Below are 25,036 nucleotides of genomic sequence, written 5' to 3'. Positions count from 1 at the left end.
GGGTTCGAAAGCGGAGAAATCCACAGCCGGGGCGACGTTTCCGACGAAGTCAGGCGTTCAGTCGCTCGTTAGCGCCTGTTGGCTGGCCGCGCAGTTGTTCGGACCGAGTTCCAGTTCGAACGCCTGGTCGTCGTCGGCCGACGCTCGGCCGAGGTTGAGTGTGATGATTTCCTCGAAGTTGCTTGGTCGAGGGGGTGTGTCTGCGAGCAGGAACTCGACGAACGCCTCGCGGTTCATCTCGAGGGCCGGCATCCGGTCGCGGAGTTCACCGAGTGATGCGGTGTAGGTGCCGTCGGGTGAATGGTCCACGGCGTCAGTGAAGTGCCCCGGTGCGACGAGCACGTCGTCGGAGAGGTCCAGAATCCGTCGCTGGAGTGTCTCGTACAGCGTGCGCACCGCGTCGGCAGTCCCACTGTCTCCCCCCTCTGGGTCAGGGCTTCCAACGCTTTCGAGAAACAGGCAGTCTCCCGTCAAGAGGACGCTCTCGTCGACGAGGAACGACGTCATTCCAGACGTGTGTCCGGGTGTGTGTATCGCTGCAATGGAGAGGTCGCCGACCGTCAGTACGTCTCCGTCTGCAACCGTCGTGTATTCAATCTCGTAGTCGACACCGCGGGCCACTGCTGGTTCGGGGATGACAGCCTCGGCACCGCAGGTGGCAATCGAGCGCACGCCACTGACGTGGTCGGCGTGGATGTGGGTGTCGATGGCGTACACCAACTCGACGCCCAACTGTTGGGCATCGTCGAGATACCGGTGTGTGAACGCTCGGAGCGGGTCGACGACTGCTGCCTCACCATCGCTGATGAGCATATAGGCCAGACAACCACTGGACGGGCGTTGGTACTGGATGAGTGTCCCCATCCCCTCGTAGCGAGAGATTGGAACAGCATCGTAGAGCCGCGCCCAGCTGTTCATTCCTCCGTCGAGATTCACTGCCTCGATTCCTTCGTCTTCGAGGAGACTCACCACGTACGCGCTTGCACCCCCCTTCACGCAGACGACGACCAGTTCCTCGTCACCAGAAGGAACCCGGTCGAGCAACTCGTCGTCGACACCCATCAAGAACTCGTAGTACGGCACGTTGACGATGTCGACGTTCCCACTCTCGATGACCCACTTGTCGTATTCGCCCTCAGTACGCACGTCGAGGATTGGCACCCGATTACCACGGGCAATCCGTTCCTGGAGCGCCTCGGGGCGTATCGTGGCCACTTCGTCAGCGCTGGGCAGAGTGTCGATGTCCATCACCTCTAGAAGGGCCCGTAGCTGGAAATAGCCGCCAGTCCGTGAAAGGGACTTTCAGGTGGTCTAGTAAGCGGCTACTGTGAGTATTCACTGACGGTTAATCCGTAGCACCTCGAGTTGATGTGACTCAATGTGACTTCGTCTCGGTGAAGACGGAGACTTGACGACGCCGTCGTCTAGGCGGTTGTCCGTTCACGCCACGACAGTATGGTCTCGATGAACAGAAATGCGGGGAGAACTGCGACGACTGGGGATGCAACACTGCCGACGAGGGACACCGCACCGACAATGGCCACGACGGACGTTGCAACGAGTCGATACGAACCGCGATACAGGGCGATATCTTACGTGTTCCACCATTTAGAGCAGAAGACAAGGCGGTTTTCGACGTGAACCTCTCCGTCGCCGACCACGTTGCAGGCGACTACCAACCTGCAGTCGGTGATAGCGTCGAAAGTGCTTGCTGGCTACAAGCTGAATTCAACTAATAATTGTCAATGGAAATGTATTCATGTCCTTTTTACGAACGTGTCGCATGCCAAACTGGACAGTCTACAATTTCGAGTGTGAAGATTCCGAGGGTCGCGAGGAACTCATGGAGTGGTTCAAAACGAATCACCCGGTCGAATTTCCGGTAGACGACGATTCAGTGTTCGCCGAGTACGCCAACGGTGAACAAACAGTCGGTGCGGACTACGCGTGGATCGACCGATATCTGTACGTGACGGTGATGGGAGAAGCAGAGAGTCTTATCTCTGAGACGACGCACCTGTGGAGTCGGGCTGCAATCGCCGAGTTCGACAGCAAAACGGAGACCGCGACGGACATCACACTCATCGTCGATACAGATGTGGGTGAGGACGATGAGATCACGGCGGTCACCTTCGAGGGTGCCGAAGGCTATGGTGGCAACGACGTGATGTACGCGCTCGCGATGGCTCACCAGTTTCGGTTTCGAGCCTACGCCGCACAGTCTCCAACGAGCCAAATAACTCCCCACCCAGCCGCATTCGACTATGTGACGAACGTTGAAGCGTTTGTCAGTGACCTCCAAGATGTGACCGGTGTGGAACCAACCGACGACGGTCTCAAATTCATCCGCAGCGACCCCGGTATTGAATATGAGACAACGGAGGCCGGTTCAGAAGAGAGTGACGACGGTGGACTGGACCGTGTTACTGTCGTCGAGGCGGACACTGAGGAGGTAGCCGTATACGACTCTCCCGACGATGTGCCCGAAGAGAAAGACGAGACGGGGTTATTCGGTCGCATTCGAAGTCTGCTGAGATAACTACCAAGTTGGCTCTGTTGAAACCCTCAGACCTTGACAGAAAGTGCGTGATACATACAGAGGGTGGATTCAGCAGTTGGCCTGAGCCACAAGCAAGTTTCTTAATCACTCCGCATTATGTACAAAATACTAAAATGTTTGATTTTGTCCAATCAAGCCCTCTTTTCAGTATTCGTCGATTGGCTTTCTCTCTAGTTATCGTCGTCTTCGCCGTTGCTACTGATGTGCTCTTTATGCATCTCAAAGACATCCAAACGGCTGCTGACTTTGTCACCGAAGTCATGATTTACACGCTCGGGACCTATGGTGGGCTCACAATCGCGGCCTTGTTCAACCAACCCAGCGCTAGCCGGTAGTTGGTCGACTTGCACTCTGTATTCAGCACGACCACAGAACCCCCCCCACCGATCGACAATTCTAGTCCTGCCTACTCTGGGCTCTTTGCGCGACCGTTGGACAGTGAGGTAAACCGTGTCAGCAGTGCAACCGCGAGGGAAATCCCGAGCATCGGATATTCGACACTGACGACCATCCACTTCAGCGATTCAGAGTTATTCATCAGACTGATCAGGATGGTTGCGTAATCGTCGGGATTCGTGTAGATGAGGATGACCCAGAGGTTCTCCAGAGAATCGAGAAGTCGAGAGACGACTGTCAGGGCCATCCCTACCTTCGGTATCAGAGATAGCCTGTCGTGGCCTGCCAGTGCCTTCAAGGAGACCGAATGGAGTGAGAAAAACAAGAGGAACCCTGCGACGATGAAGATGTAATCGAGGATGGAGAGAAGCATCACCGATCCCATGACTGGCTCGAAGGCCTGCAGTATCGTGTCCACTTCCTCTCGGGTCGTCGCGGCTTGCAAATCTGCAGTGGAATAACCAGACGTCTCGATTCGGCGAGTCATCGGAACGAACCCCAGCACAATCACCCCGACAAAGATGCAAAACGACACAAAGGCGACGATACCGTGACTTTTAGCAGAGAGTGCATCCGCATACCGTTCGAAAGGACGAACGAGTGAATCCAGCCATTGCATACAAGAATCAGACAGTATACGCGTTTCAGTTGCTCGATAGTTAGTCTTGATGGGCCCGCTTCTCAGTAAAACTAGGTAACCGACTTGTGCTCTGTGTTCAGCACACCCACAGAAACACCGGACACTGTCGGAAGTCGCGTGAAACAGACTAAGGGTGAGTCTGTCAGTCCCGAATGTCTATACGTCGCTCTTCCTACCATTCGACAATGGTTCCCTCCACCACGCGCCGCCACTTCGTCGCTACTATCGCCGTTGTTACTGTGATAGACAGCGAGGGCTTGGACTCAACGCTGTAGTCGTCGACACCCAACGCGGTTGAACACGGTCTCACTAGCAGCAGCACTGGAGAAACACCTGTGTGGAATAGAGTGTTAGGGAGGATGGAAACGAGTTGGTGGTAGCGAGTCGAATCAGAGACATCACAACGAGTGTGATATTCGGCCTGGCCAGGTACTCTCGACTGAATCAGTTGAGTTTCGCCTAGAGCCTTTCCAAAGCCGGCGTGAACTGGCACATACACGTGAAGGGATATCGCTCGTCTCGTCGCAAGCTGAATTCAACGCCAGCCCCCGAGACATCTTCATTGCACTTCCAATCCCAGTCCCAAACTTCACCCTCGAAATCTCCCGGAAGTACACCGCCTAATAGTCAATCCAACTAGTCAACTCGAAATCAACGACGAAAAGTACAGTCTCAGTTCGAGTTTACTGAACCCGTGTTTTACGTCGAGAAGCCCCAGACTCAGCATACGAGCGCCAATACACAAGATGAGTGGTCGTCGAAAAGTCCAATTTGATTAGTCGTCGACCCACCCAATATCGGCGTTGAAACAAATCGAATTCGGTCGGTACACCCCACCAACGAGAGGGTGTACTGACGAATCAGCGTATTGACGGTGGGGTTAGTGAGTTTTTCAAGAGTGAGTTTTCTCACCGTCGGGTATCACCTAGGGTGTCGGTTCATGGAGTAGCAGGTCTCCTGTGGACACACACGAGCGAATTGGAAATCGGGAGCTGTCGAACAAGTAGAGTCTACAGTGATTCGGCTCCACCCATGATTGGTCACTCTCTGCGTACACCCTTGCGGGAGATCGACGTGGGTGTACACCCTTGTGGAGTAGGGGTGTAGAGGCTGAGAATGAGTACACCCGTAGATTCAGGGGTGTAGAATCGCACCGATATTGGTCACGGGTGTACCGGTTGAATCGACTCGTGATAATAAAAAAGGAGTTACACCTCACTGTTAGTCTTCATCTGTGTGGTGCGTGCTCTGTGCGTCCTCAGTCCGATGGTGCTCTCAAGGTCAGTCAGCAGCGAACACATCGATTAGATATGTCGGTTTGCTCTAAGGGTTCACACGAACCACGTCGAAACGATGTGACAAGTGTCTGAATCCTCTGGCGTAAGTGTGTTTTTCCTGACATCCTTGCTTAGGTGGAAAAGTGCTAGTAGGTGTAGAAAGACGAGGTGTTGCATTTGGACCTCATCTAATCCATGTCTCGAGTGGGGGGATTACTCCGGAAACTGTGGGGTTCCAGGACCGGATACCAGCGGGTATTCTGAGATGTGATGGTGTTTTATGTCTCCTGTGATTCCCGGAATGTCGCCAACGCGACCACTGTCGCAATAATTTAGATAACGACCTTTCCCATCCACCCCTGTTCGTTAATGTCCGTGCGCTACTCTTACTGAATCCTTGTCTGTTGGCCAGTGTGAGTCATTATACAAGTGTGTGACCGAGAGGTTGAGAAGGACATGCCACACGGCCATATCGAGTCGGTCGAACGCTTTACACAGCGTTGAGGGGTACGGGAGCTCCTCAAGACCGATTACTCTTCGAATACGAGGCATTTCGATGAGATCGTCAAGAAGCATCCGGTACGTCGTATTCTTCCGTCCTTTGAGACAGAGCAAGACGATGTGCTGACAGAGTATGTACCGCCGCTTCGAGAACTTCGAAGAGTGTCGTGCAACGGCTCGACAAGCCAACTGAATTGCTTGCTCAACGAACTGGAGCAACCGGGACTTTGGGAGGGCCTGCATTCCGCTACACTAACGGCCGAGCCTGTAACTCTCTGAGGATTTCAACAGAGTCACTTCTCCCCGTTGTTGCCGTTCTAAGTGGGGGGTCTCGTGGGGGGAGGTTGCTGTTTCGCCGCCTTGCACACACTGCAGTCGTGATTTTGTCGCGTCACACTCCCCAGAAGAACACGATGCCGACCGTCGTGACGACAGTCAGGATGAGCTGGAGCGGCGCGCCGACGCGCGCGAAGTCGGTGAACTTGTAGCCGCCAGGTCCATAGACCATGAGGTTCGTTTGGTAGCCGACCGGGCTGAGTAGCGGCGTGCTGGCGGCGAACGTCACCGCGAGGGCGAACGCGAAGGCGTTGACGTCGAGTTGACCTGCCACCTCGACAGCGATCGGAAGCATCAACACGACGCTCGCGTTGTTGCTCACCATCTCCGTGATGATCGCGGTGCCGAGGTAAAACGTCGCGAGCATCGCAATCGGTGTGAGGACAGTACTCCCGGCTACGATACCCGTCGCGATCAGATCCGCGGTCCCGGACGCCTCAAATGCGATGCCCAAGGGGATGACGCCCGCGATCAGGAAGATGACATCCCAGTCGACGGCCTCGTAGGCGTCCGCGGGGCGGAGAATACCGGAGAAGAGCATCGCCACGACACCGGCGAGGGCGCTGACCATGATGGGGAGGACCTCGAGGGCGGCCAGTCCGACGACGCCGGCGACGATGCCCAGTGCGATGGGGATCTGTGTCCGGTCGAACTCCTCCCAGCGTCTGTCACTGAAGACGACAATCTTGTTGTCTGCTTGGAGTCGGTCCAGAACGTCCTCGGTCGTCTGGATGAGCAATACGTCACCGCCCTGCAGACGCACGTTCCGGAGGCGCTGGCGAATCACTTCGTTCCCCCGGCGGACGGCAAGCACGGTCGCGTCGTAGTCGCGCTCGAATCCAGCAACGCCGTTCCGTCTGTTCAACCACGCCCCGGGGAGCAACACAATCTCCGTGAGCGAAACTTCATCTTCGGCTTCCTCCGGTCTCTCCGTGCTCTCGTCGTCGTTCGTGTTCGGGTCGGGTGTCGCCGACGGTCGGCTCCACGCGTGGTGTTCGGGCACGAATCCTTCGGGGAGCGGTTCGTGCCCATCCTCTGCGGCGTCGAGGAGTTCCGGCAGGAAGTCGAGGTGGTCGTCCCCGATGACCTGTTCGAGCGTCTCCTGGCTCGCTCTTACGGAAAGGACGTCGCCAGCGTGGATCCGCTCGCTCGGGAGGCCTCGGACGATGCTGCGGCCGTTGCGCACGATCTCGAACACGTCTAGGTCGAGGTCGCCGCGCCGCAGCTCTCGCACCTGCGACCCGACGAGGTCGGAGTCCTCGTGGACGACGACGTCGGTCAGGTAGTCAGCCATCCCGAACTGGTCTGTGGGGGACCCTTCGGCGGTGATTCGGGCAGGTGTGAGATACCGCCCGACGGTCAGCAGATAGACGGTACCGACGGCCAGTACGACGGCCCCCAGTTGTGTGAACTCGAACAGCGAGAACGGCTCACCGGTCGGCCCAATCTGCGCCCAGATGGCGCTCGCGAGCAGGTTCGTCGACGTCCCGATGACGGTAAGAGTCCCGCCGAGCATCGAGGCATAGGAGAGGGGAATCAGCAGCTTCGACGGTGAGGTTCCGGTCTTCTTGGCGAGGTTCGTGACGACGGGGATGAATACTGCGACGATGGGCGTGTTGTTGACGAAGCCTGCTGACGGGCCGGCCAGTCCGACCGTCGCGAGGAGCTGTCGGAATTCACTGTCGCCCGCGAACGACTCTATCTTCTGTGTGAGGATCTGGATGACACCGGTCTGTCTCACCCCCTCGCTGAGGATGAACATCGCCAGCACAGTGAGCGTCGCGGGGTTCGAGAAACCCGAGACGCCCTCCTCTGGGGAGACGCCTGTCCACGGACCAAGGAGGATGAGCGCGACCATCAGCGCGATGGCAGTCGTATCTATTGAGACTGGCTGGAGGACGAACAGGACGAGCGCGACGGTGACGACGGCGAGCACGACGACCACGTCAATCGAGACTGGCAACGCTACCGGGGTCTGCTGGAGGAGTGTTGGCGTCGCCAGTGCGAGAGTGTGCGGTCCGTTCGTCACAGAATCAACTATGTATGGGTACCAGTGGAGTCTACATAGTAGTACGGCTCTCACCGCTCCGTCGCCGAATGCAGGTGGAATGAATGGGGAGTGGAACAAGCATAACCGTCCAGCGACCCTCTGACTAGAGAGTCACAATGGATATCTCTGAGATACTCTCCCCGAAATTCACGGAGTTCGATATCGGTACACCGCTCTCGAAGGTCGCCGGAGCGTTCGAGAATCAGGAACTCGATGCGGTCATCGTAACGGACGGCGACGAGTATCGCGGCATCGTGAGTCGCCGACAGCTGGCGTCCTCGTCCAACCAGCCGTCTGCGAAGGTCGGCTCACAGGTCCAGCACGTCCCGACGGTCGACCGCACTGAGGACGTCCGCGAGGTCGCCCGACTCATGATCGGAAGCGATGCCAAAACGCTCCCCGTACTCCGCGATGACCGTGTCGTCGGTGTGGTGACTGGCGATGCCGTGCTCGAGGCTGTCCGTCCGTTTCTCGACGCAGCGACCGTTGACGACGCGTACACGGCGGAATTGGTCAGTGCGACCCCTGAAACCACGATCGGGAAAGCGCTCAATCTGCTCCGAGAAGCCGGAATCGCCCATCTCCCGGTCGTCGACGGGGACGACCTCGTGGGTCTGCTGAGCCTGTACGATGTCGTCGAGTTCACGACACGAGGTGGCAGCAAGAGCCAGGGCGGTTCGTCGAGCGGTTTCGGTGGCCGTGCCGGTGGCGGGCAGAACCGTGGTGGATTCGGCGCACGCGAGGGTGATGCCGACCGGATGCTCGACCTGCCAGTGCGGAACCTGATGTCCGACGCAGTCGCGACGGTCGAGCGGAGCGCGACGCTTGACGAAGTCGTCGAGACGATGTTCGAGCGGGAGGTCTCTTCTCTCGTCGTCACGGCCGACGACACCGACGAACCGATCGGTATCATCACGAAGACGGACGTCATCGAGGCGCTCACCTGGGAGCGCGACGACCGGAACGCCGTCCAGGTGTTCGGACTCGACCTGCTTGAGGGGATGGACTACGACGACGTCTCCGCGTTAATCGAGAGTGTCACCTCGAAGTACGGCGAGATGAGCGTCATCAAGGCCAGTATCGAATTACAGGAGCACAAAGAACAGAGTCGGGGCGTACCACTCGTGTTGGCACGGATTCGACTGGTGACCGACCGCGGCTACTTCACGGCCGATGGCGAAGGATACGGAGCGACGCACGCACTCCGTCTTGCCGCGAACGCAGTTGAACGCCAGCTGCTCAAGGGGAAGACCTACGGCGACTCGAAGAAGCATCCCGACACTGACGAGCAGACACAGCTCTATGGCTGGTGGCTCGGAGGGTAACCCTATCAGGGTTTACGAAGTTTGAGGAGAAACCCCCGTGGTTTAGCGCTGTCTCTTACCCATACCTTCGTGGATCTCCGGAGTTACGTTTCAGATGCTTTCGACGGTGATCTGGGATCGAAATGACTAGGTTGAGATGCGATTCGAGCGCAGCTACTAGCAATGTGGGTGGTCGAAGAGTCTTTTCTTCGAATGTCAGTTGAGACGGATTTCGGTAGAGCCAATATTGATCCACCGTGCTTGACCAGTCCAGGGACGAACGTGTCAACGCCAACGGTGGAGGAAGCCAAGTCACTCAGTTAATCAAAAATGTCTCGGTCAGTAAATTGTTGTCACTTTAGACATTTGGGGAACGGTTGTCGGGTATCTGATGAAGCTACGTAACGTACTTGGATCCCCCGATGACGAACTCAGATTTGCGATCGAAGCCCGGCGACGGCCGTCCCCGGACAGGGCGCAGTCCGATACGGAACCCGACGGGCGTGCCACCGTCGGAGACTTCTCGCTCGACACGACGTTCGAGATACTGATGAACAGGCGTCGGCGCGACACGCTGGAGTACCTGCTCGTTCACGGTGGGCGGTCCACGCTGAGCGACCTCGCCGAGCACATCGCCGCCTTGGAGAACGGCATCGACGTGGACCAGCTCTCCTCGGACCAGCGCAAGCGGGTCTACATCGGGCTCTACCAGTGTCACCTCCCCCGGATGGACCAGGCCAACGTCGTCGACTTCGACAAGAACCGCGGAACGGTCGTCCTCCGCGACGAGGCCGAACAGCTCGTCAAGTACCTCCACCACGGGCAGGTCCACGGCGACGACTCGGCGACCGACGCGGAGCTGGTGCGCGGGACGGCCGTCTCGGCCGCCATCGCCGCCGTGGTGGGCGCCGTCGGTCTGCGGCTGTTCGCCCTGGTCGGCGGTCTCCCCGTGGAGAGTGTCACGGCACTCGTCATCGGGGCCATGCTCGTCGTCGCGGTGGTCGGCGCCCGCGCGACGATTCTCGGCCGACGAGTTGTTCACGACCATCATTGGTAACGTAAGCGACGAGTATATTGGCCGCAAATACTACGACGATCGTGGCACGAACCCCTCCGCAGCAGCGGTGGGGCCCAGAGACGAAGCCGACGTTTCGTTCTGAAGCGTCCGTCCAGCCCCACAGTCCTCGACTGGCCAGCGGTCCGACTCCATCGGGGCCGCGAATTCGGCCATGGAAGCACCTTCGACGACGAAATAGAGCCCGGGTCCATGGGCGTAAGGGTCTACCGAATGATGTCGTGTGCTGATTAACCGAGTGAATCACGCCCACCCTATGGAGTTACTCGATTACTCAAAAACAAGATGAGGGTGAATACGTTGCGGGTTGAAATGGTCAGAAGACGTAGGTGTGCTATGATAGCATCACGCGGAGTTCTGGATAGCGCTGTCTCGGTCCAGGCGGTGCCGTTACAGTTCGGGGGTAATTTCCTCGAGCTTGCAGTCCTCTTTTTGATTCTCGCGATCGTCGCAGCGGTGCTCGGTGCCCGGGGTGTCGCTGGACTCAGTATGGATATCGCAAAGTGGCTCGTCATCATCTTCGTCGTCCTCGCTATCGTCACGTTCGTTCTGTAGCCTCACCCCGACTGCTCTCGGTGGTACACGCAACCCTCGACCCGGCGACTTGGAAACGGCGAAACAGATGGCGGTCGCGTTCACGACCGAGTCCGTCGCCAGCGTGCAATCTCCGCCGCGCCGCCGACGGCACCCCTGTGAGTTAACGTCTTGCACACCGAATTCGTATGGGCATGGACGTAGTCGACCCGTCGACTGGCGAGCGAGTCGAATCGTACACGGAACACACCCAGTCGGAGATCGAAGCAGCGCTCGACCGGGCGAATGCTGCGTTCGAAGACTGGCGCCTCCGGCCAGTTCGGGAGCGCGAAGAACTGCTTGCAGCTGCCGGTGAGGTCCTGCGTGAGAACAAACGCAAGTACGCCGAAACGATGACTCGCGAGATGGGAAAACCGCTCTCGCAAGCTATCGCAGAGGTCGAAAAGTGTGCGTGGGGCTGTGATCACTACGCGGAACATGCGAGTGCGTACCTGGAACCCGAGGGACACCCCAGTCCACCGGGAGCGGCGGTCGAGACTGTCTACGAACCACTGGGACCGGTCCTCGCAGTTATGCCGTGGAACTTCCCGTTCTGGCAGGTGTTCAGATTCGCCGCCCCCTCGCTGACGGCGGGAAACGTCGGGCTGCTGAAACACGCCTCCAACGTCCCCGGCTGTTCGATGGCAATCGAGGAGGTGTTTCGCGAGGCTGGTTACCCCGAGGGAGTCTTCCAATCACTGTTGGTCCCGTCGGAATTCGTCGACGAAATTCTCGCGGACGAACGCGTCCGGGCCGCGACACTGACCGGAAGTGGACCGGCTGGGAGGGCCGTCGCGTCGACAGCGGGCGAGCACCTCAAGAAGACAGTGCTGGAACTCGGTGGAAGCGACCCGTTCATCGTTCTCGACGACGCTGATATTTCGGCCGCCGCGGAGACCGGCGCGTGGGCGCGAAACCAGAACGGTGGGCAGTCCTGTATCGCAGCCAAACGATTCATCGTTCACACGGACGTGTATCAGGCGTTCCTCGACCGGTTCACCGAGGTGGTCTCGTCACTCACGGTTGGCGACCCAGTGGACGAGGAGACCGACGTCGGTCCACAGGCCCGTCAAGACCTTCTGGAGTCCCTCCACGAACAGGTAGAAGCGAGTGTCGAGGCGGGCGCACGAGTCGTCACAGGTGGTGAACCCCTCGACCGGCAGGGTGCGTACTACCCCCCTACAATCCTCGCTGATGTCCCTGAGGGCTGTCCGGCCGACAGCGAGGAGACGTTCGGACCCGTCGCCGCTGTCTACGAGGTTCCAGACGAGACCACGGCGATCGAGAAAGCCAACGATACCGAGTTCGGTCTGGGTGCGAGCATCTGGACCGAAGACCGTGAGCGCGGCGAGCGACTCGCTCGACAGATCGACGCCGGTAACGTGTACGTGAATCAGCTGGTGAAGTCCGATCCACGGGTCCCGTTCGGTGGGGTCAAGGAATCTGGCTACGGCCGAGAACTCTCGAATGCCGGCATCATGGAGTTCGTCAATCGCAAGACCGTCTGGGTGGAATAATGAAGGCATCCGACCTCCTCGTCAGATGCCTCGAAACAGAGGGTGTCGAGTACGTGTTCGGGCTCCCGGGAGAAGAACTCGAAGCCCTGCTGTTCTCACTTCGAGATTCGGACATCCAGTTCATCCCAGTTCGACACGAACAGGGTGCGGCGTTCATGGCCGACGTCCACGGTCGGTTGACAGGCGAAGCTGGTGTCTGCCTCTCTACGTTGGGGCCGGGTGCCACGAATCTTCTCACGGGCGTCGCAGACGCCCATCTGGACAAGTCCCCACTTGTCGCGATTACGGGACAAGGGGGGCTCGAGCGCCTCCATCAGGAGAGCCACCAGGCCCTCGACATCGTCCACATGTTCGAGCCGGTCGTGAAGTGGAACACACAGATCACCGATGCCGAGATCATCCCGGAGTCGGTACGCAAGGCGTTCAAGCTCGCCGAGTACGAGAAACCCGGTGCGACCCACCTCGAGTTCCCCGAGGACGTTGCAGCACAAGAACTCGACGCAGAGCCGCTCCCAACTCGGCCACGTGTGCGACGGGCTGCCCCCGACGAACGGTCACTCGACCACGCCGTCGAACTCCTCGAGGACGCAGACACCCCGCTGGTGTTAGCCGGTAACGGTGCCGTCCGAACGTCAACATCGAACCGGTTGCGCGAACTTGTCGACCACGCTGGGATGCCCGTCGTCGCGACGTACATGGGAAAGGGAGCGGTCTCGGATCGTCTCGATAATTCACTGATGACACTCGGTTCTGGACCGCAGTCCGAGGCGTCCACGGCAATCTCACGTGCCGATTGTGTACTCGCAGTCGGCTACGACATCGCTGAGCACGACCCTCGCTCGTGGAACGCCGACCTCGATAAGGCCATCATCCACGTCGATCACGAGCCTGCAGAAGTATACCGACACTACAATCCTGACGTGGAAATTGTCGCGGACATCTCGACGGTCCTCCGAGAGCTACGGATGCATCTCGATTCCGCGTCTGGACCGAAGTGGTGTCAGGACCTGCGCGAGCGAATCGTCGCGGACGTGCAACGAAAACCCGAGTCAGACGACCCATTCTCGGTGAAACGGACGCTGCCGTTCCTCCGGGAAGTGATGGCTGACGATGACATTCTGCTCTCCGACGTCGGGAGTCACAAGATGGCAATCGCACAGAGTTTCCCCACCTACGAACCCAACACGTGCATCATCTCAAACGGGTTGGCAAGCATGGGAATTGCCGTTCCCGGCGGAATCGCTGCCGATCTCGCGACCGATGCGAACGTCGTCGTCGCGACCGGCGACGGTGGGTTTCTGATGAATGCAGCCGAGATAGAGACGGCAACCCGCCTCGACCTCGGGTATACGATCGTCGTGTTCAACGACGACGACTACGGTCTCATCTCGGAGAACCAGGTCGCACACACCGGTGAACACTTCGGAACCGAACTGACGAACCCCGACTTCGAACGATTCGCCGAGAGCTTCGGAATCGATAGCTACCGGCCAGAGACGTGGTCTGAGGTCGAGACCGTTCTCGAAAGTGTTGTTCCTGCGAACGAGATGTCCCTGGTCGAGATCACGCTTGGGCAGTGACACAGCGGTTTCTCACCGGAGTTTACGCGACTCACGCCCGCCTTGTTCGGCCCTCGGTTCCGAGAACAGAGTGTCGGAACGCTCGCGCCTCACGGGAAGGGCGGGACCCTCTCGCTGTTACAGGTAGTTCATTCTACTTGCAGATTACAGGTCGAGTACCCATCGTCCGTTCGTGCTTCGAGTGGACCAGTACGGGTGCTGTCGGTCGTGTCACCCACATAATGGTAACGCGGATGCGTGTGAAAATATCGCCCCTTGATACAGACACGGAGCGAATGTAGAACACATGTACGACCCGGTCCCGCTGCAGGTCTCCACTCTCGGATTCGCGATAGTCGGCCTGCTGGTACTGGTGCTGGCAATCGTCACTATCTGGCAGATGGTGCGGTTCGTCGACGCGTACGATAAACAGGCGCTCACCGTGTTCGGCGAGTATCGCGGCTTGCTCGAGCCGGGCATCAACTTCGTTCCCCCGTTCGTCTCGCGCACGTACACGTTCGATATGCGTACCCAGACAATGGATGTGCCCCGACAGGAGGCGATTACGCGGGATAACTCTCCCGTGACAGCGGATGCCGTCGTCTATCTCCGTGTGATGGACGCGAAGAAGGCGTTCCTGGAGGTCGAAGACTACAAGACGGCGGTTTCGAACCTCGCCCAGACCACGCTCCGGGCAGTCATCGGCGACATGGAACTGGACGACACGCTGAACAAGCGCCAGGAGATCAACGCTCGCATCCGCAAGGAACTAGACGAACCCACCGACGAATGGGGGATCCGCGTCGAGTCGGTCGAGGTCCGGGAGGTCAACCCCAGTCAGGAGGTTCAACAAGCGATGGAACAGCAAACCGGCGCAGAGCGGAGACGCCGGGCCACGATCCTCGAAGCACAGGGCGAACGCCGGAGTGCGGTCGAGAAAGCCGAAGGAGACAAGCAGTCGAACATCATTCGAGCGCAAGGTGAAAAACAGAGCCAGATCCTCGAGGCACAGGGCGATGCGATCTCGACGGTGCTGCGGGCGAAGTCCGCCGAATCGATGGGCGAGCGCGCGATCATCGACAAAGGAATGGACACGCTCGAAGCAATCGGTCGGGGAGAGTCGACGACGTTCGTCCTCCCCCAGGAACTCACCTCGCTGGTTGGTCGCTACGGCAAACACCTCACGGGGGGCGACGTGGCGACCAATGGGCACCGGCTAGATAGCCTGGGATTCGACGCCGAGACCCGCGAACTCATCGGACTCGACGACATCAAGGAGATCCTCGGCGAGATCGACAAGGCCGCCGAGATGGACGTCGAAGAGCTGGAACAGCAAGCCAAGGCGGTCAAAGATGGGATCCCAAACTCCGAGGGCGCCGACCACGCCGGTGACGGAGCATGACTTCTGAAGAGAACCTTCCGGCAGACTGGGTGCTAGAGACCGAGCAGACGACACACAACGAATTCATGGGCCGCAATTATACCACAGTGCTCTATCGCCAGGAACACACCAGAAGCGCGGTATACATCAACGAGGTCATCGACGGCAGGAACGTTTGGGAATACAACGTGCATCACTCGGGGAGGGACGGTGACCTTGGAACCGCCGCAGACCTGGAAACGGCGAAGCAAATCGCGTTCGCGTTCATGAACGACTCCAGCGCCAGCGTGTGATATCCGACGCACCGTCGACGACGGGGTCCCCTCGCCGGATACAATAGATGCGTACGATCACCCGAACGTGGATCTGATCGGGGCTTACCCCTGGGTCTGACGGACGAACTCGTCGAGTTCTGCTTCAATGAGCGTCGAAACCCGTTCGCTATATCGCCAGAGCGCTGCATTGAGTCGCTCTTCGGTCTCGTCGTCGAGACCGTCTCCGCCACGGAGGACGGAATCTTTGGTAATCTGTGGGTGGTACACACAGACGACGCCGAGTGAGGCATCTGAGCTTGAGATCCCCACTGTGTGGGTTCCATACTGATCGGTCCCCCAGACACCATCGCCGCCCTGCCGCTCCAGTTCGCTATCTGACGTGATTGCACCGGTTTCGACCCTGGCAGTACTCGGATCAAGTGACGGCCACTGACAGGTAGCCCAATTCTGTACACACAAGTCAAGGATGAGGGGAATCTCTATACTGAATATGACTGAACAGGGAGACCATCAACATTGGTTTTCGGACCATGTTGTACTGTCGATTTTGGCGGTAGTGAGCGGCGTTCTCGGTTTACTTTTCGTGTTCACACAGCTTCAGTATATTCTGCTCGCAATCGTCCTCGCATACGTCCTCGCACCCGCACAACGGACGCTCGAGCGTCACACGAGCTCAGCTACAGCCGCCCTCATCCTCATCTCGCTTTCGGTAGTTGTCCTCTTCATCCCGATCGCGTATCTTCTTACAGTCGCAATTCAGCAGGGACTGGGGTTGCTAACCGCCCTCCAAGAAGGGGGGCTCAGTCCTGACATCGTTCAGGATCAACTCGAAGCCATTGGCTATGTGATCGATTTCGATCTGTTGTATGCGACGTATCAAGAGCCAATCGCGAGCGGGTTGCAGCGTCTTGCAACCGGCGCGGTGACCGTCGTCGGCGGTCTCCCTGGTGTGCTGATCGGCCTCACCGTGACACTCTTCGTACTCTTTGCGTTATTGCGAGACGGTGAACAGTTCGTCACATGGCTAAAGTCGATTGTCCCGCTTTCTGATCGTGTGGAGCGGGAACTTATCAGAGAACTTGACGTCCTCATGTGGGCGTCCGTTATCGGGAACGTCGCTGTCGCGGGAGTCCAAGCGGTACTACTCGGAATCGGGTTAGCGCTCGTTGGCATGCCAGGGGTTGTGTTCTTGACTGTGGCGACATTTGTTCTGACGTTGCTCCCGCTCGTTGGGGCATTCGGTGTTTGGCTTCCGGTTTCGGGTTACCTGTTCGCAATCGGTCGCCCCACTACAGCGATACTGTTTATTGCCTACGGGTCAGTGGTCAGCTCCTCGGACCTCTATCTTCGCCCGGCGATTATCAACCGGAGCGGAGCGATCAACGTCGCGACCATCGTCGTGGGTATCTTCGGGGGAATCGTTCTGTTTGGGGCAATCGGCTTGTTCGTCGGCCCCGTCATACTCGGCGGGTCGAAGGTCGTCCTTGACCTGTTTGTTCAGGAACGAGCGGACTCCACCGTCGGCTGAGAGAGGAACCGTTTCCGGCATAGATCCTTGCGTAACCGTGGTTGTGGTATCTTCTCACCCACCGACGTTGGTCGTTTGCCACACTGTGACAGAATCAGAATACCCGCTGCGGTTCGAACCTGAGACCCCACTGTTTCCGGAGAAATCAAATCAGAATGCAGATGACTCGCCACCAAGTTAGATTCGAGATCGAAATCATCGTTGAAAAGGCACGCAACACGTCCATCCTCCGAGGTTGTGACTAGTAGGTACTGCAGTCTGTTGTCTTCACTGAGAGAAAACGGGGGCCTCCCCGTCTCGAACGGGTCGAACGTGTCCTGCGGTGGGGGGAAACGACTCACATCCGATTTCCGGTCGCCCAACATCACCGGACAATTTGCCGATTCGTCTCTCAAATAATTACAACCCAATCCACGGTGAAATGCGACGACTTGAACCGTTGGCGTTATCTTTCACAAGATGGCTGCTGGAAGCACCGGCGTCGTTATCGCCGCATTAATCGCGAACGCCGGTATTACGATACTGAAATTTGGCGGGTTTTTGTTGACTGGGAGTCCAGCGATGCTTGCCGAAACCTACCACTCCATCTCCGATACGGGCAATCAGGTGCTGCTTTTGGTCGGGATCAGAGCGAGTAAAGAGTATGCGACAAGGTCCCACCCCTTTGGGCACGGGAAGTCCCAGTTCTTCTACGCGTTTCTCGTGGGGTCGCAGCGAGAAGTCTTGGAATGACTGTTCGAAGCCGCTCTTTCTCACGTTCGTACTCCACCGTGAACGCCTCGTACATCTCCGTCGGAATCTCACCATCTCCGTTCCATCGAAGACAGCAAGTGTCCGATGGGTTACGCGTCTCCCTCAGACTGATACGGTTCCCCGACCGCTTTCCGTGGAAGTACGTTGTGGAGTGCGGACTCAATATCAGCAGCCGATTCGAACGACTCAAGTGACGTCTCAGAAACCAATTTGCCCAGGTTTGTATCACCGTCGGCCAATATCAACCTGACATCGGAGAGTTCTTCCGCTGCTGTAGACCGTCCGATGGGATACTCGATTTCATCGAGCACAGTCGAAATGTCACTGAACTTAATTTCGCGAGCCATACTCGCAGCTACGTCCGGAAAGGACATAAGTGCCGTAACTGGTGTGACGAACATTCTCCGGTGATTGAGATTCTCGGCAGTGCTATTGATCGGTGAAATCTCCGTTATCGACCGATTCTATCGAGCTTCCGGTTATGTTCAAAATTGAACGGTGCTCCACGGAAATTCCACAGGCCATGCACACAGGAAGCGTGGAAGGCCACACGTAGTTTCCCACAAACGGACGAGTGGGGCCGGGACAATTTTATGCAGAGACGAGTTCTTGAGTACTTGGCTGACATCGGCCATCAGGGGAGGCGGTTCGTCTACATTCACTCGTATGATAAAAAGTGACTATCGACGCAGAGATGAGCAGGCTTCGAGTGTCACTCACATAATCAAAATCTTCTCACGTGTGAAATTCGCTGCAATTGATGCACCTCTGGAGAGAGGGACGTAGTATGGCGAACGACAGTCTCGACGCGTGTCTCCACCTTGTCGCCGACCAGCACCGACGACGAATCATCCACCACTTGCGCCACGAGGCTGACGAGACCACGACGGTTGACGAGATCGTCGACCAGTTCCACAGTAGTGGTTCTGACTCCAAGAACGACCCACTGCAGGACCGGAAAAATCTCTTCATTCAACTACACCACGTCCACCTGCCGAAGTTAGCAGAGTACGGCGTCGTCGAGTTCGAACACAGAAGCGGAGCCGTCCGGTACCACCCCAACGAACAGGTCGAGACAGTGCTCGACTCGCTCTCTGCGGCAGTGTCGCTGCCGAATCCCTGACGCCAATGTCGCTCATCGGGAGACGACGAGTCTTCCGGAGTGGTAGTTCTATGATGCCAGATTCGCCCTGGTGTCACTTCGATTCGTGTCGCTAGTCGGCCGGGTGAACGACGACAACCCCATTGCCCTGAACAGTACACCATGGCCAGCGAACTCGAACGAGACGGTAGTGACTCCGTCAGTCGAGTGACACCCACTGGAATCAAAGAGCGCATCGAGGGCGTCTGGGTCGACCGTATTGTATAGCGGTTCGAGTGCCGTGGGCTCACGATTTGCCGCGATTGCGACAGTCTCGATAACCGCTGTGCTCGGGGGCAGTGACGACCAGTCGTACTCGGCTCGAATGACACCGTCCGCATCGGTACCCGGGCTGTAGTCGTCTCTCCTATCGAAGCCAGTCATGAGTGATACCGCCAGTACGTCGGTGCAGGCGTCTGGCCATGCAGATTACGGTAGTACAGGTTCATGCTGTCGGTGGTCGAGTTGTTCTAGTGAATGCAGTCAATTTGGATTCTCCGTGTCGAGTCGCCAGGTGAAGATAGCCTTCAGAACCACGACCAGACTGTTCGTGTCACCCTCGCCCCACATGGCGGTCTCCGACCGCGGGTCAGACGGACTCGCGTCCTCACCGTTGACGAGCGCGCTCACGAGAGTTTTTCGCCCGTCGACCATCATGAGTCGTCCCGCCGACGTGTCCGACCAGACCCACAGCGATTCGAACATCGTCGCGCCGGGGATTTCCTCTTGAATGTGTTCTTGGACCTCCGTCGACACCCCGGCGAGATGAATCGAAACACCCCGCTCTGCGGCCTCGCCCAACCCGTCGATTAACTCGTCCGTGAGGAGGTCCTCGACGGTCATGTAGACGATTTCCTCTTCCGCGCTCGCGATGTACTCCAGAGCTCGCTCCGTGACCGCCGTCTGCCCGTCTACCGTCCAGACGCCGCGTTGTTCGGCCCGTCGTTCGATGGGTTCGAGTTCACTGAGCGCCGTCTGGAGGAGTTCCGTGCGGTGTTCTAGCTCGTGGACGAACGTCCGACTCGCAGTTTCGGCGGAGATTGCCCAGAACTGCTTGGGCGACGATTGGAGGATATCGACGAGTCCCCAATCGTGTAACTCGTCGATCGCGTCGTATACTCGAGTGCGTGGTACCTCAGACACTTGGCTGACATCTCTGGCTGTCCCCGTGCCGAGGCTCGCAAGCGCGACAAATGTCCGCGCGGCGTAAGCACTCAACCCGAACCGTTCGAGTTGCTCGATTGCGACGGACTGTGGGTCCTCGTCTGGATTGTTACTCATCGGTCAGGCGGATGTGGGTCATTGTGAGCCCAGCCACGGAGAGCGTCCGAGCGGAACGAAGCAGTGCGGTGGGTGGGACACAGAATTGGCCCGCGTGCCGATGAAGTGGTCGGGCTTCACACGCCATATACCTTTTGTGATTAAACGGGTGACAATCTTATATCTCGATTATCTGTACTTCTATGGTGTGATGTCCAGATTCCCCAGTTGTCACTATAATACTCACAATAATTTTATCCAACCCGTCTCTGGGGTGGGTTCAGACGGTTATACTTCCCATCTCACGACTCATCCACATTCACCGTCATAAACTGAGTGACAATACCTATCCGTGTCGGGAGCAAACTAATTAGAGAATCACTGGGGAACACCCCGTGAGGTTGGGACACATGACTACTACTGACAGTTTGGAGGACGCAATCGAAGTCCTCCAGCAACTTGGCTTGAAAGAATACGAGGCGCGATGTTTCGTCGGCCTGTCCCGTCTCCACACGGGAACAGCAAAGCAATTGAGTGAGATGACGGAGGTTCCCCGAACGCGGGTGTACGATGCGATTCGAGTGCTGGAAGCGCAAGGCCTGGTCGAAATCCAGCACTCGAGCCCCCAGCAGTTCCGGGCGGTTCCGCTCGACGAGGCGACCGAGACCTTACGCGACCAGTACGAAGACCGAGTCGATCGACTCCACAATGCGCTGGACACGGTCGAAATCATCGACGGAGACGACGAGAGACCCGTCCAGCAGGTGTGGGCGATGTCCGGGCGCACCGCGATTGAAAATCGGACGGACCAGCTCATCGAGAAAGCGTCCGAGGAGATTGTGCTGGTACTGGGCGATGAGTCACTGCTGACCGAGGATCTCGTTGCCAGACTCAACGATGTCGATGACGGGGTCGATCTTCTCATCGGCGCGCTGACGGAGTCGCTTCAAGACCAGATCCAAACGGCGGTGCCGGACGCCACGACGTTCATCTCTGGTCTCGAGTGGCTCCACGGCGAGAACACTTCCGAAGACGAGACGGCAATCGGCCGACTCCTCCTGACTGACCGCTCGACGATCCTCGTGAGTTCTATCATGCCCGGCAGCAAAGAGGAACAAGCAATCTTCGGCGGAGGGTTCGGGAATGGTCTCGTCGTAATCTCCCGACGGCTCATGTCTCAAGGGTTGTTGACCGCTCGTGACCCAAAGTAGTGGTCTAGCGACGAGCGGCTACTGACCAATCCTTCAGCGGAAGCAACTGTCGGTGGGTTCTGGATCTCGTTCGTGGCGGAAACGGTCTTCGAGCAACTGAAGAGTGAGATACTCACCATTGTCAACCGTGATGTGACAACCGTTGTAGACGAACGAGAGGCGCCCACCTGTCCGAGGTGTTCCGTCGTACTGCGGGTCGAACAACGTATCTAACGCGGTTGGATCAATGACGTTCCCCAGCGGTCGGAGCGAACTGGGTTCACGACCGTCGACTGCGCTCACCGCGCGTACAACGGCCGTGCTGACCAATTCGTCGGCACCGATTTCATACTCCACAATACTAGGTGGTACCGGACCACCAAAACCTCTGAAGTTTTTCACCCGTTTTATCAAAACAGAATTCAGAGAGTGGTGGAGAACTGGACGTATGCAATCTACATTTCTGGTTGACTTGAGCTCTGAGCCGCACTCGGGACAGAAACTCGATTAGCACGAGAATATTGCTTCAGCCCATTTGAGTCTGGCAGAGCAGACAACTCGTCGTATGATGATTCTCGATTCTTCGAGTTACAGACGTTCATGGGCATGGTTGGCTGCGGGACTGCCCAAGGCGCATCACGCTTTCAGTACTGACGTGGCAAAGAATACGGCCCGCACGGTGATACGCACCTCCGGGCAGTCAAACAGTTCGATGGCGAATCATTCTTTGATGGCTTCCAGACTGCTACCGACCGACTCCTCTCAGTAATCGAGTCTGAAGTCTCATTTCGGCGGCCAGTGACCGTCGCGCTCGACATTACGACTGTTCCCTACTTCGGTAATGTCGAAGGAATGTCGATGGTCAGCGGGACAAAAGACGGCGACGGGCGTGCGTTTAAGTTTGCTACCCTCTCGATTGTCGGCCAGAGTATTCCTCTCGTTTTGGCTGTCGAACCAGTTCGTGAAAGTTCAGCGTGGGACAACAACCCACCGAATCGGATTCACCGTGTTGTCCGGCGATTAGTTCATCAAGCGAAGGAACACGTCCCTATCGAGATGGTGCTGTGCGACCGAGAGTTCGACTCGATGCGGGTGTTTCAGACGCTCTCGAACCTTGGCGTGAACTACCTGATTCCTAAACGGACCACGAGCTCAGAGCGCAAAGCGATTGAGCAGATGGAGCAGGACGGCCAAGAGGCCGCCGTCGAGTCACCGTCTGTCCACGTCGAGCAGGGCTCGCACGCGATGCAGTTTCTGTACGTTCCCTCGACGAAAACAGATGGGACAACTGTCTTTGCGACGAATGCTCGTGTTACACCAGAGGAAGCCGAATCGTTCTGTCGGCGCTACAGCAGTCGCTGGCAGATTGAAAACGAATACAAGAGCATCAAGCATGATTTCCTCGCGAAGACCTCGTCGAAGGATTATCGAGTTCGGTTGTTCTACTTCGTGATTGCTGTCCTCTTATACAATATCTGGCGGCTCACTGACTTCTGTTGAAAGCTGGTACTGATGAGATGGACTACGCACCGATCATAACGACTGGCGAATGTGTTGAGTTGGCCTTGTTGAAACCCTTGCTGGCAAACATGATGGACGAGTAGTCTGAGATAGGATGGATTCCCTGCCGAAGTCACGCATTCTCCGTTTCGTTGAACGGGCTCTGGTGCTGGCTCGCCGTGCTGTTGCACGGTTTTCGACTCGATATTCACGGAAGCGGTTCACGCTCCGCCAGCACGTCGTGCTTCTCTGTCTCAAGGTGAAAAAGACGACCACGTACCGCGACCTCGTTGATGAACTCATCGAGATGCCTCGCATTCGTGACGCCCTCGATCTCGATTCGATTCCAGCACCCTCGACACTCTGAAAGCCGTTCGACCGCTTGGAAATGGCCGTCTGGCGGATTCTGCTGAACGTTTCACTTTCGAACTTGCCGCTGAACGGTGTCATCGGCATCGATGCGTCCGGATTCGAGCGGGCTCATGCATCAACTCACTACACGAAGCGAACGAACCTCACCATCCAACAGTTGAAGACGACGCTGTTGGTCGATACGGCGACCAATGCGGTTCTCGATATTCACGTGACGACAACGCGGAAGCACGATACGCAAATTGCGCCACAGGTAGTGAAACGGAACGCACAGTCCATCGAAGTCTTGACCGGTGACAAGGGCTACGACGATCAAAAACTCCGGCGGCTCGCCCGTGACAACGATATTCGACCGCTCATCAAGCATCGTGAGTTCACCTCACTCCACAAAGCATGGAATGCACGGCTGGACGGCGATCTCTACCATCAGCGTAACATGAACGAGACGGTCAACGCGGCAATCAAACAGAAATTCGGTGCCTTCGTGCGGTCACGCCGCTGGTGGAAGCAGTTCCGCGAACTCGTCATCAAGTGCGTCGTTCACAACGTGGAACGAGACCTCGCTATTTCGCGTGAAGGGAGCGATTGTCCCTAATGCTGAGAGGAATGGACTGCTGAATATCGAGGATCCATTCATCACATCGTTCCCAAACTTCTCCACGTGCCATGTGAAGAACGCACCTCTCGACGGTGTTTCCACCCTGTTACTCAATAATCAAGTTGGCGTGAAAATGTCCTCTATTAATGCCTTGTGGAGGCGTAACAATATCTGAACCATGTCATTGTATATGGACGTCCACCGGAATGTGGACGCGAGCGTTGAGGACGTCGTAGAGGCTCACAAAAAGGATCTTGAAACCCAGGAGAAGCACGGTGTGAAATACCTGAATTACTGGGTAGACGAAGACGAGGGCGCTGTCTTCTGTCTCTTTGAGGGTCCGAGCAAGGAAGCGGGTGAGAAGGTCCACGAAGAAGCCCACGGCCTCACCGCTGACGAGATCTATGAAGTCAAACAGGGCGAATAAATTCAGACCGCCGAGATACCTGCTTTTTCGACCTGCAAGACTTGCGCCCTGTATTCAGCAGAGATTCGACGAACTACCCATTGGCTGTCAGTAGCAGCGTGACCGATACAGAGGCTGTATCTTGCACGCGCCACGAGAACTATTCAATAGGGACTGGTGAGTTAGCGGGGCGCGAGCCCGCAACTCCACGCTTGACGAACCACTAGACGGTGTCACACCTTCGATCTATGTGAGTGCAGTGGTTGAGCCAGTCTCAGAATCTGAACTACTCCCTGTAGTCCGAGGCCATTTCCAGGCATACCAGATAACTATTGCAAGAAGAACAGTTTCTATGCCTGCCCCAAAATACATATATGACCAAGATTCGCCCACTAAATTGTATAAAGTAAAAGGTACATAGAGTATTGCCACGACAATATTCGTCCATCGATTCACTCTTGCCGGCAATGCCAGAGACAGGAAAATCATCAAACCCGGAATTGTCACAAATACTAGTGCAACCAACACAAATGTTGGCGTGATTTGGAACGTGAATACTTCTCCTATTAGTATATCCTCAATAGTCCCTGGCTTGTAAAATCCAAAAATATCTACATATACATATAAAAACATAAATGATGTCCACAACCCCGCAAGCTTCAGTTTTACATTCATCTCGACGTCTTCCAACCCATTTGTCTCGTTTACTTCGGTACGTGCTTCGCTCATGTGCTTTCTCTCCATACACACATGAACCTCCAGCCATGTGAAGTGGTACCATTTTCACGCTGCGATGGTGTCACGGGCAACTGAGTGACACCCAACTACATAGACGGGAAGCGTG

The 25,036-nt window shown here is 56.9% G+C and carries 20 protein-coding genes and 5 pseudogenes; 15 read left to right on the top strand and 10 right to left on the bottom strand.

The features are described 5' to 3' along the window. Positions 1-57: 57 nt before the first annotated feature. Positions 58-1,248: an MBL fold metallo-hydrolase gene (locus GJR96_RS16045; protein WP_151164334.1), complete on the bottom strand. Its 1,191-nt coding sequence runs from the start codon at positions 1,246-1,248 to the stop codon at positions 58-60. Positions 1,249-1,897: 649 nt separating this feature from the next. Here GJR96_RS16045 and GJR96_RS16040 point away from each other — a divergent pair. Beyond that, the gene (locus GJR96_RS16040; protein ID WP_151164332.1) at positions 1,898-2,539 is read left to right on the top strand and encodes a hypothetical protein; all 642 of its coding nucleotides are present in this window, start codon (positions 1,898-1,900) and stop codon (positions 2,537-2,539) included. A 427-nt stretch (positions 2,540-2,966) separates the two neighbouring features. Here GJR96_RS16040 and GJR96_RS16035 read toward each other — a convergent pair whose 3' ends face one another. From GJR96_RS16035 to GJR96_RS16025, 3 genes and pseudogenes are all read right to left on the bottom strand, one after another. Next, positions 2,967-3,443, bottom strand: a complete 477-nt coding sequence (locus GJR96_RS16035; protein ID WP_225317768.1) for a hypothetical protein — start codon at positions 3,441-3,443, stop codon at positions 2,967-2,969. Positions 3,444-5,299: 1,856 nt separating this feature from the next. Then, positions 5,300-5,617: pseudogene (locus GJR96_RS16030) on the bottom strand (IS5/IS1182 family transposase); the annotation flags it as partial. 148 nt (positions 5,618-5,765) lie between these two features. Next, entirely contained in the window at positions 5,766-7,739 is a 1,974-nt protein-coding gene (locus GJR96_RS16025) for an SLC13 family permease (RefSeq protein ID WP_225317767.1), read from the bottom strand. Positions 7,740-7,876: 137 nt separating this feature from the next. Here GJR96_RS16025 and GJR96_RS16020 point away from each other — a divergent pair, with 137 nt between their 5' ends. The 7 genes from GJR96_RS16020 to GJR96_RS15985 all read left to right on the top strand — a co-directional run bounded on the left by GJR96_RS16020 (position 7,877) and on the right by GJR96_RS15985 (position 15,462). After that, positions 7,877-9,085 carry a CBS domain-containing protein gene (locus tag GJR96_RS16020; RefSeq protein ID WP_151164329.1) on the top strand — a complete coding sequence of 403 codons (1,209 nt, stop codon included), beginning with the start codon at positions 7,877-7,879 and terminating at the stop codon, positions 9,083-9,085. 370 nt (positions 9,086-9,455) lie between these two features. Then, positions 9,456-10,121 carry a DUF7344 domain-containing protein gene (locus GJR96_RS16015; RefSeq protein WP_151164326.1) on the top strand — a complete coding sequence of 222 codons (666 nt, stop codon included), beginning with the start codon at positions 9,456-9,458 and terminating at the stop codon, positions 10,119-10,121. A 354-nt stretch (positions 10,122-10,475) separates the two neighbouring features. Next, positions 10,476-10,694, top strand: coding sequence for a DUF1328 domain-containing protein (locus tag GJR96_RS16005; RefSeq protein ID WP_151164322.1), 219 nt, complete (start codon positions 10,476-10,478; stop codon positions 10,692-10,694). Between the two features lie 173 nt (positions 10,695-10,867). Continuing rightward, the gene (locus tag GJR96_RS16000; RefSeq protein WP_151164319.1) at positions 10,868-12,229 is read left to right on the top strand and encodes an NAD-dependent succinate-semialdehyde dehydrogenase; all 1,362 of its coding nucleotides are present in this window, start codon (positions 10,868-10,870) and stop codon (positions 12,227-12,229) included. Then, positions 12,229-13,809 (top strand): acetolactate synthase large subunit, encoded by a 1,581-nt coding sequence (locus GJR96_RS15995; protein ID WP_151164316.1) that lies wholly within the window; start codon positions 12,229-12,231, stop codon positions 13,807-13,809. The genes GJR96_RS16000 and GJR96_RS15995 overlap by 1 nt, the downstream gene beginning before the upstream one ends. 286 nt (positions 13,810-14,095) lie before the next feature. Next, complete coding sequence (locus GJR96_RS15990; RefSeq protein WP_151164313.1) at positions 14,096-15,190, top strand: SPFH domain-containing protein; 1,095 nt, start codon at positions 14,096-14,098, stop codon at positions 15,188-15,190. Further along, on the top strand, positions 15,187-15,462 hold the full coding sequence (locus GJR96_RS15985; protein WP_151164310.1) for a hypothetical protein: 276 nt from the start codon (positions 15,187-15,189) through the stop codon (positions 15,460-15,462). The genes GJR96_RS15990 and GJR96_RS15985 overlap by 4 nt, the downstream gene beginning before the upstream one ends. Before the next feature lie 84 nt (positions 15,463-15,546). Here the strand turns inward: GJR96_RS15985 and GJR96_RS15980 are convergent. Then, positions 15,547-15,819: pseudogene (locus GJR96_RS15980) on the bottom strand (DUF7539 family protein); the annotation flags it as partial. 181 nt (positions 15,820-16,000) lie between these two features. Between GJR96_RS15980 and GJR96_RS15975 the strand changes: the two are divergent. Next, positions 16,001-16,972, top strand: a complete 972-nt coding sequence (locus GJR96_RS15975; RefSeq protein WP_394349504.1) for an AI-2E family transporter — start codon at positions 16,001-16,003, stop codon at positions 16,970-16,972. A 459-nt stretch (positions 16,973-17,431) separates the two neighbouring features. Then, positions 17,432-17,677: pseudogene (locus GJR96_RS15970) on the top strand (cation diffusion facilitator family transporter); the annotation flags it as partial. A gap of 137 nt (positions 17,678-17,814) precedes the next feature. On the opposite strand, the gene GJR96_RS15965 reads toward GJR96_RS15970, so the two are convergent. Next, complete coding sequence (locus GJR96_RS15965) at positions 17,815-18,072, bottom strand: DUF5789 family protein (RefSeq protein ID WP_151164306.1); 258 nt, start codon at positions 18,070-18,072, stop codon at positions 17,815-17,817. A 440-nt stretch (positions 18,073-18,512) separates the two neighbouring features. Here GJR96_RS15965 and GJR96_RS15960 point away from each other — a divergent pair, with 440 nt between their 5' ends. Further along, the gene (locus GJR96_RS15960) at positions 18,513-18,848 is read left to right on the top strand and encodes a DUF7344 domain-containing protein (RefSeq protein WP_151164304.1); all 336 of its coding nucleotides are present in this window, start codon (positions 18,513-18,515) and stop codon (positions 18,846-18,848) included. Positions 18,849-18,896: 48 nt separating this feature from the next. Here the strand turns inward: GJR96_RS15960 and GJR96_RS18560 are convergent, their stop codons facing one another. Then, entirely contained in the window at positions 18,897-19,250 is a 354-nt protein-coding gene (locus GJR96_RS18560; RefSeq protein ID WP_191965910.1) for a HalOD1 output domain-containing protein, read from the bottom strand. A gap of 99 nt (positions 19,251-19,349) precedes the next feature. Further along, positions 19,350-20,147 carry a TrmB family transcriptional regulator gene (locus tag GJR96_RS15955; protein ID WP_151164301.1) on the bottom strand — a complete coding sequence of 266 codons (798 nt, stop codon included), beginning with the start codon at positions 20,145-20,147 and terminating at the stop codon, positions 19,350-19,352. Positions 20,148-20,536: 389 nt separating this feature from the next. Here GJR96_RS15955 and GJR96_RS15950 point away from each other — a divergent pair, with 389 nt between their 5' ends. Continuing rightward, positions 20,537-21,337 carry a TrmB family transcriptional regulator gene (locus GJR96_RS15950; RefSeq protein WP_151164298.1) on the top strand — a complete coding sequence of 267 codons (801 nt, stop codon included), beginning with the start codon at positions 20,537-20,539 and terminating at the stop codon, positions 21,335-21,337. A 33-nt stretch (positions 21,338-21,370) separates the two neighbouring features. On the opposite strand, the gene GJR96_RS18215 is transcribed toward GJR96_RS15950, so the two are convergent. Then, positions 21,371-21,673, bottom strand: a complete 303-nt coding sequence (locus tag GJR96_RS18215) for a HalOD1 output domain-containing protein (protein ID WP_151164295.1) — start codon at positions 21,671-21,673, stop codon at positions 21,371-21,373. Between the two features lie 144 nt (positions 21,674-21,817). On the opposite strand from GJR96_RS18215, the pseudogene GJR96_RS15945 reads away from it, so the two are divergent. From GJR96_RS15945 to GJR96_RS15935, 3 genes and pseudogenes are all read left to right on the top strand, one after another. Further along, a pseudogene (locus GJR96_RS15945) lies at positions 21,818-22,920 on the top strand (transposase); the annotation flags it as partial. Between the two features lie 11 nt (positions 22,921-22,931). Continuing rightward, positions 22,932-23,783, top strand: a pseudogene (locus GJR96_RS15940) (IS5 family transposase). A 193-nt stretch (positions 23,784-23,976) separates the two neighbouring features. Beyond that, complete coding sequence (locus GJR96_RS15935) at positions 23,977-24,213, top strand: DUF4242 domain-containing protein (protein ID WP_255471334.1); 237 nt, start codon at positions 23,977-23,979, stop codon at positions 24,211-24,213. Between the two features lie 225 nt (positions 24,214-24,438). On the opposite strand, the gene GJR96_RS15930 is transcribed toward GJR96_RS15935, so the two are convergent. Then, a complete protein-coding gene (locus GJR96_RS15930; protein ID WP_151164291.1) occupies positions 24,439-24,921 on the bottom strand; it encodes a DUF6326 family protein in 483 nt (160 codons plus the stop codon). Positions 24,922-25,036 lie beyond the last annotated feature (115 nt).

Source organism: Haloferax litoreum (assembly GCF_009674605.1).
Lineage (GTDB): Archaea > Halobacteriota > Halobacteria > Halobacteriales > Haloferacaceae > Haloferax > Haloferax litoreum.
Note: the sequence above shows the minus strand (reverse complement) of the source record. Positions and strands in the feature narration are given on the sequence as shown.